Genomic DNA, 14,874 nt, shown 5'->3' with positions numbered 1-14,874 from the left:
TCCAAAAACACACACAAAAAAAGCTCTAACTAACTGACAATTCAATCATTAAAGCTTTTAAAAGTACTCGAAGGGGGACTTGAACCCCCACGAACGCAATGTTCAAAGGATTTTAAGTCCTTCGTGTCTACCATTCCACCATTCGAGCAACCTGAAGAGCGTAAGACGAGTCTTTAACCCGTAGACGCTATATCATTGTAAACAAATACATTTCAAGTTTTATTCAAAGAGCTAGTGCCAATTTATCCGATGGCTGTTTAACTTTTCGGGCTCAAAAATACATCATTTTTCTGAAACTACCAAATAACTGATAAATAAACGTTTTTCCTTGAATCAAAAGAGCAATAGTACATAGGCGATAACTAATTGACTATCTTCCGAAAATTATATCAAACTCACATTAATGCAATCCAAGCTCCTTTGTAAAACATTTTAGCTATCCTCTCTCCAGGGATAACGCAAATTACCTCAATCCTGATAAAATCCTTTATCTGCCGGAAGAGCCAAGGGACGCACACCTTTCATCATGCGCGGGTCTTTCAGCCGTTGAGCCCACGGCCACAACTTTTCACGCATCTGCTGCAACTTTTCAGCATGGCGACTGTCTACTGCCAGATTTAGCATCTCACCCGGATCGTTCTCCAGATCGAAGAGTTGTTCGCGGTTTTGGTAGTAGAGATAGAGTACATATTTATACCTACCCTCTATTATAGAAAAACCACGTACCCGTGCGCTGCTCATGTAAGTCTCTATAAAAACATGTTCGTGTAGTGTATCGGCACTGCCTTCTGCTATCGGGCGCAGGCTCATTCCGGTATAGCTGTCATTGAGTTTAACTCCGGCATAGTCGCACACAGTAGGGAATAGATCCAACCCGATGTTGCTGAGAGCTTTGTCGTTACGAACGCCTTTCTTGCCTTTGCTTTTAGGAGCTTTGATGAACAAGGGAACATTAACAACCTCCTCATACAATGCCCATTTCTGATTCCACTGGTGGGCTGCCACACCCTCTCCATGATCGCTCGTGAATATGATGACAGAGTTGTCGTAAAGCCCATTAGCTTTCAACTCGGCAACCAGCCTGCCCACCTCCAAGTCAACACGCTCTACCAGACGGTAATAGGCGTACAAGTAGCGACGCCAGTCGTCCTGCGTGTAAGTATAGGTGTCGTGAAACATCGGAGCCCATTGTTTTTCCAACTTCAAAGCCTCCGGTTCGTAGGTTGGGGGCATAAAGTTGGCAGGTAGATTAGGCGTTTTTTCCAGATCGAAAGGTGCAAGCTGCCCATACAGAAGAGATTCATTGCGCGCATACTCGCATATTTCGTGCGGATTGAGAAAAGATGCTACAAAGAAAACAGGCTTATCATATTTTTTCTGAAGATATGGTTTGCACTTATCAACAAGGATACGGTCGTCCATCCCTGTTATATTCGTAAACCCAAACCTGTCGGGAACTTCTACATCAGGTATATGCCATTTCCCTGCATAAAGGCACTCGTATCCGGCTTCCTTCATTACCAGCCCCAAACTCTGTTGCTCGTATTCGGGTTTCATAGTATCTCCATTGTCCCGCACTCCTGTTTCGTAAGCCATAAAGCCCGTCATTAGCGACGCCCGGCTCGGATTGCTCACCGGAAAGGAACAATAGCCCCGTGTAAGCATAACCCCGTCGGCAGCAAGTGCATCCATTGCCGGGGTCTTCACATTGGGATTTCCCATGCAGCTGAGGGCTCCTGCGGTTTGCTGGTCGGTCATTATCAGTATGATATTCGGACGGGTTTCTTCCAATGGTGCAGCAGATGCGCTTACTCCCGAGAATAAGGACACGCCCGCCAGTAGCGCTTTGCAGCTAAAATTTGTAGGGTTCATAGTTTTCATGGGTTGTGATTGTATAAATAGAGACTTCAATATCCTGAATTACAAATATAACTCAATCACATAAATGCTTCTTTATAAAAACATACGGAATGTTTCAAAATTCGTACAAAAGAGATGCTTCAGCGCAATACATGACAAAAAATCACTTTCAATTGTTTTCATCTCATTCTTTTGGGCATATCTCACCGGATTGTATATTTATAAGAAAATCAGAAGAGTATGGCTGTCGAAATATGGGAGACTAGCCAAAAGTTATTTCAAATACGGACTTGATTATATTTTTTAGCAGATCGAAAAGCTTGATTTTAAAGCAAATATAAACTCTATGAAATTTATGTCATATACATAGGAATTTGCCCTAAAAATAACCTTATAACTATACATCTATCGCGTATTTATCCTTATTTTTGCAAGAATTTTCACTTATCGATCATGGATTTACCTATCACCTTTATACAACGTACCCGCCCCTTGCTGGGAGAAGAATGGGAGGATTTTAAGAAATCGCTCGAAGAACCTTCTCCTGTAAGCATTCGCCTCAACAGCAAAAAGATAGATGTAAACACCTGTATTGAAGAAGGCGTGGCATGGTGCAGTAAAGGTTTTTACCTGCCCAAACGCCCTCAGTTTACGTTCGATCCCCTGTTGCATGCCGGATGCTACTATGTGCAGGAAGCCTCTTCTATGTTTATCTCCCAGATACTTAAGCAATATATAGGAAACGAGGCTGTAAAAGTATTGGACTTGTGCGCTGCTCCCGGTGGTAAATCGACTTTGATAGCAGATGCAATAAGTAATGAGAGCCTTTTGGTATCGAACGAAGTAATACGTTCCCGTGCAAATATCTTGTCGGAAAATCTGGCTAAATGGGGTTTCCCGAATGTAGTGGTTACAAACAACGACCCGGCTGATTTTGCCAAATTGGAAGGTTTCTTCGATGTCGTCCTTGTAGATGCTCCATGTTCGGGTGAGGGTATGTTTCGCAAAGATGCAGGAGCAATTAACGAATGGTCGGAAGCCAATGTAAAGCTCTGCAAAGAACGCCAGCAGCGGATTTTAAGAGACGTTTGGCCGTCATTGAAAGCGGGTGGACTGATTATATACAGCACTTGTACATACAATCTGGATGAAAACGAACAGAATGTGCAATGGATAAGCGAAGAACTTGATGCAGAGGCTCTGCCTGTCGATATTGAGCCTGATTGGGGCGTAAACCCGTCATTGATGAACGGCATTCCGGCATACCGGTTCTTTCCTCATAAGATAAAGGGCGAAGGCTTTTTCTGTGCTGTATTGAGAAAGACAGGAGAGGATAATCCAAAGACACGGAAATTTAAACCGGCTAAAGAAAAACCTTCAAAGACTACCCTATCAGCTGAGGCAAGAGATTATATTAAAGACAAAGAAAATCATATATACTATCAGAATAAGGATTCTTGGTATGCCTTCAATAAGAGTTTATATCCCGATGTGCAGTACTTAAAGTCTGCATTGCATATTATATCAGAAGGCGTTTGCCTCGGTGAGTATAAGGGTAAAGACTTCATACCTAACCAGTCCTTGGCTATGAGCCAACTGCTGGATAAAGGTGCTTTCCCGATTTGTGAATTAAGTTGGGAACAAGCGATTTCTTACCTCAGAAAAGAGGCTCTAATGCTTGACAATCAACCAAAAGGCTATATATTGCTTACCTATAAAGATATGCCATTAGGGTTCGTAAAAAACATTGGCAACCGTGCAAATAATCTTTATCCGCAGGAGTGGCGTATCCGTTCGGCAGATATCCCGCGAGAAGAAGTTCGCGTCATTTGATTACCCTTTTACAAATCCGAATATACGCCCTATCTTACAGAAAGCGCGGAAACCGTCATATATCCATTTCTTCGACTTCATAATGTCAGTCACAAAGCCGTTTTGTTCAAGGAAGTACAGGCGTTTGAGCCTTTCTACTATATCTTCGCTGAGAAATTCGCGGCATACACGCAGTTTTTCGGGGTAGATCACTTCGCCGCCTATCTGAGTGCTGAATCCTTCCATATTGTAGATCACGATGAAAGTATCTACGTACTTTACCGGAAGGTGATCTATGGCAATGGCTTGGAAGAATAGTTTCCAGTCGGCAACTACCCTGAAACTCTCATCGTATAACCCATATTTTTTGAAATTATCTGCATGGATAAAAAATGCCTGATGGCAAAGGAATCCTGCGAAAAGCTCGTAGATGGAAAATTGCCAGTCGCGACCTTTGTATGATGTGTCGGCTTCGAGTTGGCCTCCTGTTTCCATATAGAAACTGCCGCAAATAAACGGATCGTGCGGGTCGCCGGCAAATATTTTCTCCAGCGTATTGTTTTCGTATAGGGCATCGCCCGAATTGAGGAAGTAGAGGTATTCCCCTTTTGCCTGCTTTATACCTTTATTTTGGGCGTTGTATATACCTGTATCTTTTTCGCTTACCCAATATGATATTTTATCCCCATATTCCTTTATCAGTTCTACACTTCCGTCGGCAGACAGACCATCGATAATGATAAATTCGTAATCGGCAAAGGTTTGCTCAACAACACTTTCTATTGTTTTTTGCAGCCCTTCTTTGTTGTTCAGGTTTATGGTAATTATAGATAATTTCATTTTCGTCTCGATTCTATCATAAAGGGATTGACAAACTGTAATCTTTTGTATATTTCCATTACCAACGCGGCTTTGCGCAGCTTATATCCCCACGCATAAAATAGTTGAAGCTTATACATCCTCTTTATGCGTTGCAATATTATTTTTTTATACTTATTGGCAGTATATTCATCGAACTTATGCAATAAATATACCATCCACGCAGTCTGGTTCAGTGGTTTCAATGTAGATGACATTCCGCCGAAATGCTGCCTGTAGACTGCCATATATTCAGGCAGGAACTTTATTTTTCCCGATAGGGATACTATCAATTGGAGGGCATAGTCGCCGTTCTTTACTGTATAATACCAGTCGGGAGTCTTATGGGCATCTTTCCTGAAAAAAATGGATGCCGTGAGTAAGGCCCAGTCTTTCTTCAGCAAGTCTTCGGTGGTCAGCACATCACTTTCTATCTTCATATTGTCGTCTAATACGCCGCACATCAGCGTGTGCGTAGCGTGCGAACACATGGCAAAATCAGGATTTGCTTCCATAAAGTCTACCTGCTTTTGCAACTTGTAGGGGTCTGTCCAGTAATCGTCGCCATCGCAAAGGGCGATATATTTTCCCTGCCCGCTTTCTATATTGTTTATCCAGTTGAGCATCATGCCCTGATTGGTTTCGGGCAGGCGCAAGCGGATAATATCAGGATATTTTTTCTGGTATTCGATACAAATTTCCCGCGTGCGGTCGGTGCTGCAATCTTCGCCGATAACCAGTTCGAAGGCGAAGTTTGTTTTTTGCATAACGACTCCCTCTATTGCTTCGGCAATAAATTCTTCATGATTGTAGGTAATCATGGAGACGGAAACAGTTATGCTTTTATTATCAATCATTCATTAGTCTTTTATTCTTGAAAAAAGTAACAAAAGTAACACATTTTAGCCACTTTTTCAATGTTACTTTTATCACTCCCTTTTTGTGACTTGTCACCCTCTCTCATCGGAAAGTGCAGAGCCAAAAAGTAACACATGTAACACCTTTTTGCTATTTTTTCAATGTTACTTTTTCCTTCAACCAAAGCATTTCCTTATAGATAAAATTATTTGGAGCCTGTTTAAATTTTAACGAAAAGATTTCTTACAGGTTCTTTAGTAAAGATTTGCTATAAAATTTAAACAGGCTCTTAGCTTTTATCCCTGTAGTTAACAGGCAAAGATAAAATAAATTAGAATAGTAGAGAAAAATTTCACCGACCACTTCAAGGCAAAAAGCTACCATCTTGGTTGTCGAACGTATAATAGTGGGCTACTTGAGCTAAATGGAGGGGAAAAATTTAGCCAAGTTATTAACAAGAGGTGTTTAAAACTAAAAATGTGTATAAGCTTTATTTATTGTATCTTTGAAGCCTTAAATATGGAGAAAAATACAACATGGCCGACGCTAACAACAGAAATCAGAACAGGAAAAGACCTAAAGAAACATCCCAAATACCCGATATAGGCAAAATACAGCCTCAGGCCCGCGAACTCGAAGAAGCGGTGCTGGGGGCATTGATGCTCGAAAAAGATGCATATTCGCTGGTGAGCGACATACTGAAACCCGAAAGTTTCTACGACAATGTACACCAGATAATATACAAAGCCATCTTGAGCCTTGCCATACGCCAGGCACCAATAGACATGCTCACCGTAGTGGAAGAGTTGCGCAAGGAAGGCGAACTGGAGGTTGTAGGCGGCCCGGTATATATTGCACAACTGACCGAGAAAGTAGCTTCGGCAGCGCATATAGAATTCCACGCCCGCATCATTGCCCAAAAGTATCTGGCGCGCGAACTAATATCGTTTTCGTCGTTGGTTTCCAACAAGGCCTTCGACGAAACCAGCGATGTAGACGACCTGATGCAAGAAGCCGAAGCCAAGTTGTTCGAAATCTCGCAACGCAATGTAAAGAAAGACTTTACGCAAATAGACCCGGTAATAAAGGAAGCTCTCGACCTATTGGACAAGGCTGCCAGCCGTTCCGATGGTTTGAGCGGGTTGCAAACCGGATTCACGGCACTGGATAAGATGACATCGGGATGGCAAAATTCCGACTTGATTATCATTGCAGCACGTCCGGCGATGGGAAAAACAGCCTTTATATTATCCATGGCAAAGAATATGGCTGTATCATATAAATATCCCGTAGCGGTATTCTCTCTCGAAATGTCGAACGTGCAGTTGGTCAATCGTCTGATAGTAAACACCTGCGAAATACCCGGCGAGAAAATCAAGAACGGGCAGCTTGCACCGTATGAATGGGAACAACTCGACTTTAAAATAAAGGAACTATACGAGGCTCCTATTTTTGTTGACGATACACCTAGTTTATCCGTATTCGAATTGCGGACGAAAGCCCGCCGCCTTGTCCGCGAACATGGCATAAAGATACTGATAATAGACTACCTGCAATTGATGAACGCCAGCGGTATGAATTACGGTAGCCGCGAACAGGAAGTAAGTATGATTTCGCGCTCGCTGAAAGGTTTGGCAAAAGAACTCAATATACCCGTGATTGCACTCTCGCAGCTAAACCGTGGTGTAGAAGGCCGTGCAGGAGCCGAAGGAAAACGCCCTCAGTTGTCTGACTTACGCGAATCGGGAGCCATAGAACAGGATGCCGACATGGTTTGCTTTATCCACCGCCCGGAATATTATAAGATATTTGAAGACGATAAAGGAAACTCACTTATCGGACTGGCAGAGCTTATAATAGCCAAGCACCGTAACGGGGCTACGGGCGATGTCTTGCTACGTTTCAAAAGCGAATTTGCACGTTTTCAGAATGTTGACGACGATTACAACTTCGGGGCAGGACAAAGTTTCACTTCGAAAATAAACAACTCCCCTACCCCATCTGCTAATCAGGGTTTTGAACCTATGCAGGGAAATGGAAACGATTTTGTTCCTTTTTAGAAAAACAGAAATGACAAGCAAAAGGTGTCCCAAAAGTAAGAAAGGACACCTTTTTATGTTTATTGCTTAAACGAATGATAATTAACTGAATAATAATAATCGACAGTACCCTGTTCTATCTGCAACACGATAGCTTCTATATCAGCATCCTTGCCATCCGGCTCGTAGCGTGTTTTCAGGCTATTGCCAAACAATCCTGCAAAAGCATTATAAAGAGTAGCCTTGAAACTGCCTACCAAAGCCTTGACGATGTTGTACGAAACGGTATTGCATTCCCTATCGACAAGCTTGACCAATATTTTCCCCTGATTCTTGGTCATCTTCTTCATTTTGGGCTTATACTCATCCATCATAAATTTTTGCACATCTTCCAGATATTTCTGTTTCTCCTTTTCGGTAGACAAGGTTTCCATATATTCGTAAGTCTCGATAATAGACTCAGCTATAAAACGGGCATAAGGATAAGTTTTCTTCACGTCTCTCACCAATCTCGAATAAGCCTGCCGCTCTTTATTGTTACGAAACTTGCGAGGCGCGAAAATATGAACCGGCCTCAATGCAAATATTGCCACGGTATCCCCTTCATATATCATGGCTACATCAATATATGTTTTAGGGGCTTCGCCAGTTTGCTCCTGCGACACAACCGCAACAGGCAACAGCAAAACAAGACAAAACAGCAGTAGAAACCTCTTCATATTTTATACGGATACTAATGCTCAAATATACAAGAAAATATAATATGCAAATATATTTTAGGATAAATTATATTTGTCCCGGTTCAGATGAAACCCTTCAAGCCGGAAAACAACCTGATCCGCTTCAGATAATAGGCTATCAGCAAACTTCCTTTGTATATAGTGCGGGGAACATCGACTATCGTTTTCGACAAATTCTCCTGCCTCGCCTGCCTGTACATTTTCCGGTTATTATAGAAATCCTTATGTGCCCGTATCACCGCCCTTCCGTTGGCATAACCTCCGGTAAGCATAAACTGAAAAGCAGCTATATAGTCCAATATCAGGCGGATTATCATCGTACGCTTCAAGTCCTTTTGAGAAAGATTCTTGTAAAGCATCAGCAGGTTGTTGCGAAAGTTGAGGTATGTTTTTCTCGGATTCTCCTTTTTCAGTGTAGCCCCGCCTACATGATATACCACAGACGATGGCAGGCAGACAATACGCTTGCCTCGGCAATTGAGACGCCAGCAAAGGTCTATCTCTTCCATATGGGCAAAAAATGAAGCATCGAATCCTCCGGCATCGAAAAACTCCCTGCTCCGGATAATAAGGCAGGCTCCAGTAGCCCACAAAACATCCGTTGGCGTATCATATTGCCCCTTGTCTTCTTCTACAGTCTGAAACATTCGTCCACGGCAAAAGGGATAGCCATATTTATCAAGGTATCCGCCCGATGCACCGGCATATTCGAAGTAGGCCTTATCGCGCTGCGCCAGCAATTTCGGCTGGGCTGCGGCTACATCCCGGTTCTCATCCAGATAAGACACTATAGGCGAAAGCCAATTCTCTGTAACTTCCACATCAGAATTCAGCAGGACGAAATATTCGGCGTCCACCTGCTGCAAAGCCCTGTTGTATCCATCGGCAAAACCATAGTTCTGAGGCAACAGAACAAGAGAAACATCCGGATAGTTGTTTTGCAGAAATTCGATAGAATCATCCGTAGAGCCATTGTCGGCTACTACAATCCCGACGTCGGGGGTTGCTGTATATTTTGTGACCGAAGGCAGGAACTCTTCCAATAGCTTTCGCCCGTTCCAGTTGAGAATAACAACAGCTGCCTTCTTCATTTCCTATGGGCTTTTTGAGCTTGTTCTACTTCCTCGCGGGTTCTCTTCCAACGCTTATGTGTCCATAGCCAGTAGGCAGGATTGCGCATGATGGTTTTCTCCATCGCCCTGATATAAGTCTCAGTTATAGAGTATTCGGGTTCTTCGGCAGGCTTATCGGTAATCAGGCGCGCCGTTGCCTTATAATAACCACGCCCGGTTTTCTCCATATCAAGGTAGATAACCGAAAAACCTGTTTGCTTGGCTATACGCTCCACTCCGGTAAAGACTGGAGTATCTTGATTGAGGAACGGCGACCAGTAATGTATGTTGACCACCGATGGGGTCTGGTCTGCCATAAAGCCTATCAAGGTCTGCTTTTTTTCTTTCCTTAGCTTAACTATCACGCGCAAAGTCTCATGCTTGGCAATACCCAACGAGCCGAAACGACTGCGTATTTTCCTAAAAATATCATCCATTGCCTTATTTTTCAATGGCTTGTATATCTCGCCCAGAATCTTATCAGAATCCTTTCCTTTGAAATGCAGTGTTATGGAAGGTATCCACTCCCAATTGCAATAATGTCCTAAGAACATAAGTGCAGAATTGCCATCTTTCATCTGGTCTTTTACAAGATCTATATTTTCGAACTGCATCCGTCTTTGCATCTCCTCATCGGTAATGTGCAACAACTTGATAGTTTCTACAAAGTAATCGCAGAAGTGATGGTAAAATTCCTTTTCTATCTTTCGAAGTTCATCTTTTGTCTTATCCGGAAAACTGTTTTTCAGGTTTTCTCTTACAACCTGCAAACGGTAGCTACCAACCTTATATACCCAAAAATAAAGGATATCGGACAATATATACAGTGCCTTCAATGGTAGTAAGGCATGCAGGTACATCCACGAATATACTATATAATAAAGTATCTTATTCATCATTTATAGTTTTGTAAAAAACGCAATACTAAATATCGGTAAATAAAAGACCAAAAATACACAAATTATTGCGTAGTGACGATTTGGTGAACGAAATTTATGTAATGTATAGGAGTCTTTCTTTGTAACCGTTTAAGTTTTAGAGAAAATCTTTTTCTCAAATAGGATTTAATGTACATATTTGAACACTTTGCGTACTATATCGAAACTCCCCTTTAAATAATAGGATTATTTTCGCATATACCTTCCGGATATTCGTCTGGTATTATTGTTAACTTAAAGAACTAATATGAATCGACACATATCTTCTGAGCAGCAGTATTTCCGCATCCTTAACAATTGTATCAGCCACTCAAAAGAGTTAAACAGAAGGCAGCATCCCTGAGATGTAAAATATTTCTTATCTTTAATTCCTGTTAAATAAGTTGTTATTGAGAATGGTATCGAACTACAAAACTGGCAAAACTACAAGGAAAAGAGTATATCTTCTGCTTAAAGTTCTTTTGTGCTTTTCCTTTATGAAATTGTCGGCAGGAAATATCAGTTTTGAACGAATCGGACTCGGCCGTGGACTCAGCTATAACGCCGTTTCATCTATTGCTCAGGATTCGTTAGGGATTATCTGGTTTGGTACTCGTTATGGACTCAACCGTTACGACGGCAATTCGATAACCGTCTATTATGCAGACCGAAACAAGTCTAATTCCCTACCCGAAGATCAGATAAAACGGCTTAAAGCTTCGGGTTCGAAGCTTTGGATACAGACCTTTGGTGCTATCTCTTGTTTCGATATAATTACCGAAAAATTCGACAATCATATTGTACCCGGCATAAAATCTTTCGAACTTGGCGATGGGTTCACCTGGATCGGGACTAACAATGGATTGCTAAGGATGGACAACCAATCGGGAGAAATATCTCCGGTGGAAACAGGCCTTCCCAAAGGAACGCTATTGAATGTACTTTTAGATACCGATAAAGGCTTAATGGCCGGCACTAACAACGGGGTGTATTTACTTACCGAGCATAATACGCCGCAAATCATTCTACCCAGAGTCAACACCACTAATATGTACCGCGATTCTGACGGCGATATATGGGTGGGAAGTACATCCAATGGTGTTTTCTGTGTGTCGCCTGGTGGCGATATACGGCAATATACAGAGTCGGAAGATATGGTGTCCAGCAATTTTGTACGTTGCATCGCCGAAGATCTCGATGGCTATATCTGGATAGGCACACTTCTCGGGCTCGACCATTTCGATAAAAAAGCAGGTAAGGTAATAAATCATTACGGCTATGAAGAAAACGACCCGACGCAGCTTTCGCACAACTCGGTATGGGCTCTCTACACCGACAAACAGGGAGCAATATGGGTGGGTACATATTTTGGAGGCATAAATGTTTTTAACCCAACAAGCTCTGTATTTCGTTATTACCCGGTCAACCCCAACCACAAAGGCCTGAATTTTAGAATAGTAAGCCAGATATGTGAAGATTCGCACGACGGACTCTGGATATGTACCGAGGGAGGCGGGCTGAATTATTACAACCGTAAGACATCCGCTTTTACCTATTACAATCACGACCCGTCAAATCCGTCCTCCATACCGTGCAACAATGTCAAGTCGGTTGCAAACCAGGGCGATACCATATTGTGGGTGGCGACACATACAGGAGGGCTGAATATGTTCGACATACGTAAACAAAAATTTACGTCCCTTAGGAACAGGCCGTCTCACCGTTCACTTATCCACAGTAATAATGTAGGACAGATTATTCCATACAACAACCGCTATATAATTGCCACACACAATGGCGTGATGCTTTTCGACCCCTCCACCCTGGACGTAGAACGATTGTTGCCGGAACAATACCATCGCCGGATGAATAACAACATTCTGGCTGTTATGCTGACCCCCGAAGACGATGTGTGGATAGGGAGCGAATTTGAAGGATTGGCACGCTACAACATGCGTACCGGAGAGTTTAAAATGTATTCTTACGAGGCTACTAACATCACAGGTATCAGCGGCAATTTGATAAATAGTATAACGGCAGACCGCTTTGGGCGTGTATGGATAGCATCGCCATCGGGGCTCGATCTCTATCGTCCCGAAACTGACGATTTTGAGCATTTTTCGGTTGCCGACGGGCTTCCGGGCAATATAGTGCTCAACGTTGCCGACTCAAGATACGACGACCTGTTGATAACCACAAACCAGGGATTTTCCGTTTTCAACTATACCCGTAAGCATTTCGTTAATTACATTCGGGAAAACGGCTTACTACTTAATGAGATAAACCAAAACGGGCTTTTTGAAGCCTCTAACGGAGAGATTTTCATTGGCGGATTCAACGGTATGATATCCTTCTTCGAACGCGACCTTCCGGGAACGACACCGGCAGAACGTATCGAAATTACAGAATTGAGAGTGAATGGCAAACCGGTAAGCCCTTCGGACGATACGGGAATCCTTGATGCCAGCATTATGATAACCGACCGTATTAACCTGGGGCCCGAGCATAACTCCTTTTCGTTCAGTTTTTCCGACATGGGGCTCACCAGAAGCAGCAAAAGGAAACTTGTGTACAAACTCGAAGGCTATGACCGCGACTGGATCAAAGCAGATATCCGCAACCAGGCATCTTATACGAATGTCAGTCCCGGCGATTACACATTTGTGGTAGGCTACGAATCCGATGCCGGCACTGGCATAGGCAAAACCCATCTGAGCGTACACGTTAACCCTCCTTTCTACAAAACAAGCTGGGCAATCGCCCTATATTCGCTTATTGCTGTTCTCATCATCGCTTTCTTAAACAGGATGTACCTATTGTTGAAAAGAGCTGAATATGAACTTTCTATCAAAGATTTCGAACACAAGCGTGAAGCGGAATACAGCCAGTCTAAACTAAGGTTTTTCACCAACGTATCGCACGAATTCCGTACCCCTCTTACATTGATCGCCGGCCAGCTGGAATATCTGCTCGAAAAATCAAACATCGCCCCATCGTATTACAAACGCATACTCAGTTCGTATAAGAACACACGGCGCATGCAAGCGATGATAAATGAATTGCTCGATTTTCGCAAACAGGAAAACGGTTATATCAATCTGCAGGTGGCGGAAGAAGACTTTAATGCTTTCCTTTACGAAATATTTGTCAGTTATATAGAGTTAGCCGACAGTTCCAATATAAAATATGAATACGATGGCCCGTCAAATCCTGTTTATTTGTGGTTCGACCGCAGGTTGATGGAAAAAGTCTTTTACAATCTGATTTCAAACGCCTTTAAGTTTACCGATCCCAAAGGTTCGGTTTCTGTAACCTTGCGCGAAACGAATCAAACGATAAGCGTTGAAGTACGAGACAGCGGTGTGGGCATTTCCACAGAAAGTATAGATAAAATATTCGATAGGTTCTATCAGGCCGAAAACTCCTTCGGACGCAAAAAGAATATAATGCCGGGTACAGGACTTGGGCTGGCCTTGGCAAAAAACATTGTAGAAGCACATTCGGGCAAAATAGAAGTAGAAAGCCGCGAAAACGAGGGTTCGGTATTCACTGTCTCTCTGCAAAAGGGTGACGGATTCTTTACAGAAGAACAAAAATCATTGCTCAAAGACGATCCGGAAACGAATATTATTGAAAGCAGAGATGAATTGAAAACGGTACATGAAGACATTGCTGCAACAAGCACTCAAAAAAAATACTCAATACTTATTGTAGAAGACAATGAAGAAATGCGCGAGTTTCTCCGCGATTTATTTCTGCCTTTATACAATATCGAAACGGCTGCCGACAGCTTTGAAGGGCTATCTAAAGCAACCGAACTTCAACCCGACCTCGTGCTCAGCGATGTAATGATGCCGGGCATGAGCGGCACAGAAATGTGTGTAAAATTGAAGAATAACTTCGATACCAGCCATATCCCTGTCGTATTGCTTACAGCGCGCACGGCTACCGAGCACAAGGTTGAAGGTTTGCAGACGGGTGCCGACGATTACATAACCAAGCCATTCAGCATAAAATTACTGATTGTACGTATCGAGAATGTAATAAAGAACCGGCAAGCCTTGCAAGAGAAATATGCCAAAGACCGTTTAGCTCCGGCTAAACTACCTTTCAATGATATTGACGCCCAATTTATCGAAAAAGCTAGCCGTTATGTGATGGACAACATTGAAAACCCCAACTATTCGGTAGATTCATTGGCTTCTGATATGTGCCTTGGACGTACATCCCTGTTTTCTAAAATAAAAGGGGTGACAGGACAGACCCCCAATAATTTCATACAGACTATACGTTTGAAATATGCGGCCGAAATTATGCAGGCCGATCCGTCGGTTTTCGTAGCAGAAGTAGCATATCGCTGTGGCTTTTCGTCGCAACAATATTTCAGCACCAGCTTCAAAAAGTTTTATGGCGTATCACCTGCTCAATATTATCGCAAAAAATAATATCAGTTGGCGACAAGCAACAATCTCATTTTGCCTTATATTTCCCTAATACCGGCAGAGCCGCGCATCTAACGGCTTGCCCGATATAAAGGAATTGGCTGTATATTTTCATATCTATCATGTTTTGTGCTTTAAACCTTCTGTTATAGGCTATTTTGTACTATTACGAAAAAGCTTTGAATTTTTTCAAACATATCGAAAAGATATATTCTATAGTTTTGTGAAGAGTCAGC

Annotated in this window: 9 protein-coding genes and 1 tRNA gene; 3 read left to right on the top strand and 7 right to left on the bottom strand. The window is 42.6% G+C overall.

The window, feature by feature from the left end:
* Window positions 1-64: 64 nt before the first annotated feature.
* Together D0T57_RS07345 and D0T57_RS07340 are read right to left on the bottom strand one after the other, a co-directional pair.
* A tRNA-Leu gene (locus D0T57_RS07345) sits at window positions 65-148 on the bottom strand.
* Between the two features lie 320 nt (window positions 149-468).
* On the bottom strand, window positions 469-1,881 hold the full coding sequence (locus D0T57_RS07340) for a sulfatase (protein WP_163272384.1): 1,413 nt from the start codon (window positions 1,879-1,881) through the stop codon (window positions 469-471).
* A 432-nt stretch (window positions 1,882-2,313) separates the two neighbouring features.
* Between D0T57_RS07340 and D0T57_RS07335 the strand changes: the two genes are divergently transcribed.
* Complete coding sequence (locus D0T57_RS07335) at window positions 2,314-3,693, top strand: rRNA cytosine-C5-methyltransferase (protein WP_163272383.1); 1,380 nt, start codon at window positions 2,314-2,316, stop codon at window positions 3,691-3,693.
* On the opposite strand, the gene D0T57_RS07330 is transcribed toward D0T57_RS07335, so the two are convergent.
* On the bottom strand, window positions 3,694-4,512 hold the full coding sequence (locus D0T57_RS07330) for a glycosyltransferase family 2 protein (RefSeq protein WP_163272382.1): 819 nt from the start codon (window positions 4,510-4,512) through the stop codon (window positions 3,694-3,696).
* Complete coding sequence (locus D0T57_RS07325) at window positions 4,509-5,387, bottom strand: glycosyltransferase (RefSeq protein WP_255490533.1); 879 nt, start codon at window positions 5,385-5,387, stop codon at window positions 4,509-4,511. Before D0T57_RS07325 ends, D0T57_RS07330 begins: the two co-directional genes overlap by 4 nt.
* Before the next feature lie 537 nt (window positions 5,388-5,924).
* Between D0T57_RS07325 and dnaB the strand changes: the two genes are divergently transcribed.
* Window positions 5,925-7,448, top strand: coding sequence for a replicative DNA helicase (gene dnaB, locus D0T57_RS07320; protein ID WP_163272381.1), 1,524 nt, complete (start codon window positions 5,925-5,927; stop codon window positions 7,446-7,448).
* Between the two features lie 59 nt (window positions 7,449-7,507).
* Here dnaB and D0T57_RS07315 read toward each other — a convergent pair whose 3' ends face one another.
* The 3 genes from D0T57_RS07315 to D0T57_RS07305 form a co-directional block, all read right to left on the bottom strand.
* Entirely contained in the window at window positions 7,508-8,146 is a 639-nt protein-coding gene (locus D0T57_RS07315) for a DUF4294 domain-containing protein (protein WP_163272380.1), read from the bottom strand.
* Between the two features lie 83 nt (window positions 8,147-8,229).
* On the bottom strand, window positions 8,230-9,258 hold the full coding sequence (locus tag D0T57_RS07310) for a glycosyltransferase family 2 protein (RefSeq protein ID WP_163272379.1): 1,029 nt from the start codon (window positions 9,256-9,258) through the stop codon (window positions 8,230-8,232).
* Window positions 9,255-10,178, bottom strand: a complete 924-nt coding sequence (locus tag D0T57_RS07305) for a lysophospholipid acyltransferase family protein (protein ID WP_185154641.1) — start codon at window positions 10,176-10,178, stop codon at window positions 9,255-9,257. The genes D0T57_RS07310 and D0T57_RS07305 overlap by 4 nt, the downstream gene beginning before the upstream one ends.
* Window positions 10,179-10,693: 515 nt before the next feature.
* Between D0T57_RS07305 and D0T57_RS07300 the strand changes: the two genes are divergently transcribed.
* Window positions 10,694-14,641: a hybrid sensor histidine kinase/response regulator transcription factor gene (locus tag D0T57_RS07300; RefSeq protein ID WP_163272378.1), complete on the top strand. Its 3,948-nt coding sequence runs from the start codon at window positions 10,694-10,696 to the stop codon at window positions 14,639-14,641.
* Window positions 14,642-14,874: the final 233 nt, after the last annotated feature.

Source organism: Dysgonomonas sp. 511, assembly GCF_010501105.1.
In the GTDB taxonomy this organism is placed as follows: domain Bacteria; phylum Bacteroidota; class Bacteroidia; order Bacteroidales; family Dysgonomonadaceae; genus Dysgonomonas.
This window is presented reverse-complemented; position numbering and strand designations above follow the sequence as displayed.

Excerpts from the sequence above, each read along its gene's own strand:
- D0T57_RS07325 (WP_255490533.1), bottom strand. The coding sequence starts at position 5,387 with ATGATTGATAATAAAAGCATAACTGTTTCCGTCTCCATGATTACCTAC.
- D0T57_RS07305 (WP_185154641.1), bottom strand. The coding sequence starts at position 10,178 with ATGATGAATAAGATACTTTATTATATAGTATATTCGTGGATGTACCTG.
- D0T57_RS07315 (WP_163272380.1), bottom strand. The coding sequence starts at position 8,146 with ATGAAGAGGTTTCTACTGCTGTTTTGTCTTGTTTTGCTGTTGCCTGTT.
- D0T57_RS07340 (WP_163272384.1), bottom strand. The coding sequence starts at position 1,881 with ATGAAAACTATGAACCCTACAAATTTTAGCTGCAAAGCGCTACTGGCG.
- D0T57_RS07330 (WP_163272382.1), bottom strand. The coding sequence starts at position 4,512 with ATGAAATTATCTATAATTACCATAAACCTGAACAACAAAGAAGGGCTG.
- D0T57_RS07300 (WP_163272378.1), top strand. The coding sequence starts at position 10,694 with ATGAAATTGTCGGCAGGAAATATCAGTTTTGAACGAATCGGACTCGGC.
- dnaB (WP_163272381.1), top strand. The coding sequence starts at position 5,925 with ATGGCCGACGCTAACAACAGAAATCAGAACAGGAAAAGACCTAAAGAA.
- D0T57_RS07335 (WP_163272383.1), top strand. The coding sequence starts at position 2,314 with ATGGATTTACCTATCACCTTTATACAACGTACCCGCCCCTTGCTGGGA.
- D0T57_RS07310 (WP_163272379.1), bottom strand. The coding sequence starts at position 9,258 with ATGAAGAAGGCAGCTGTTGTTATTCTCAACTGGAACGGGCGAAAGCTA.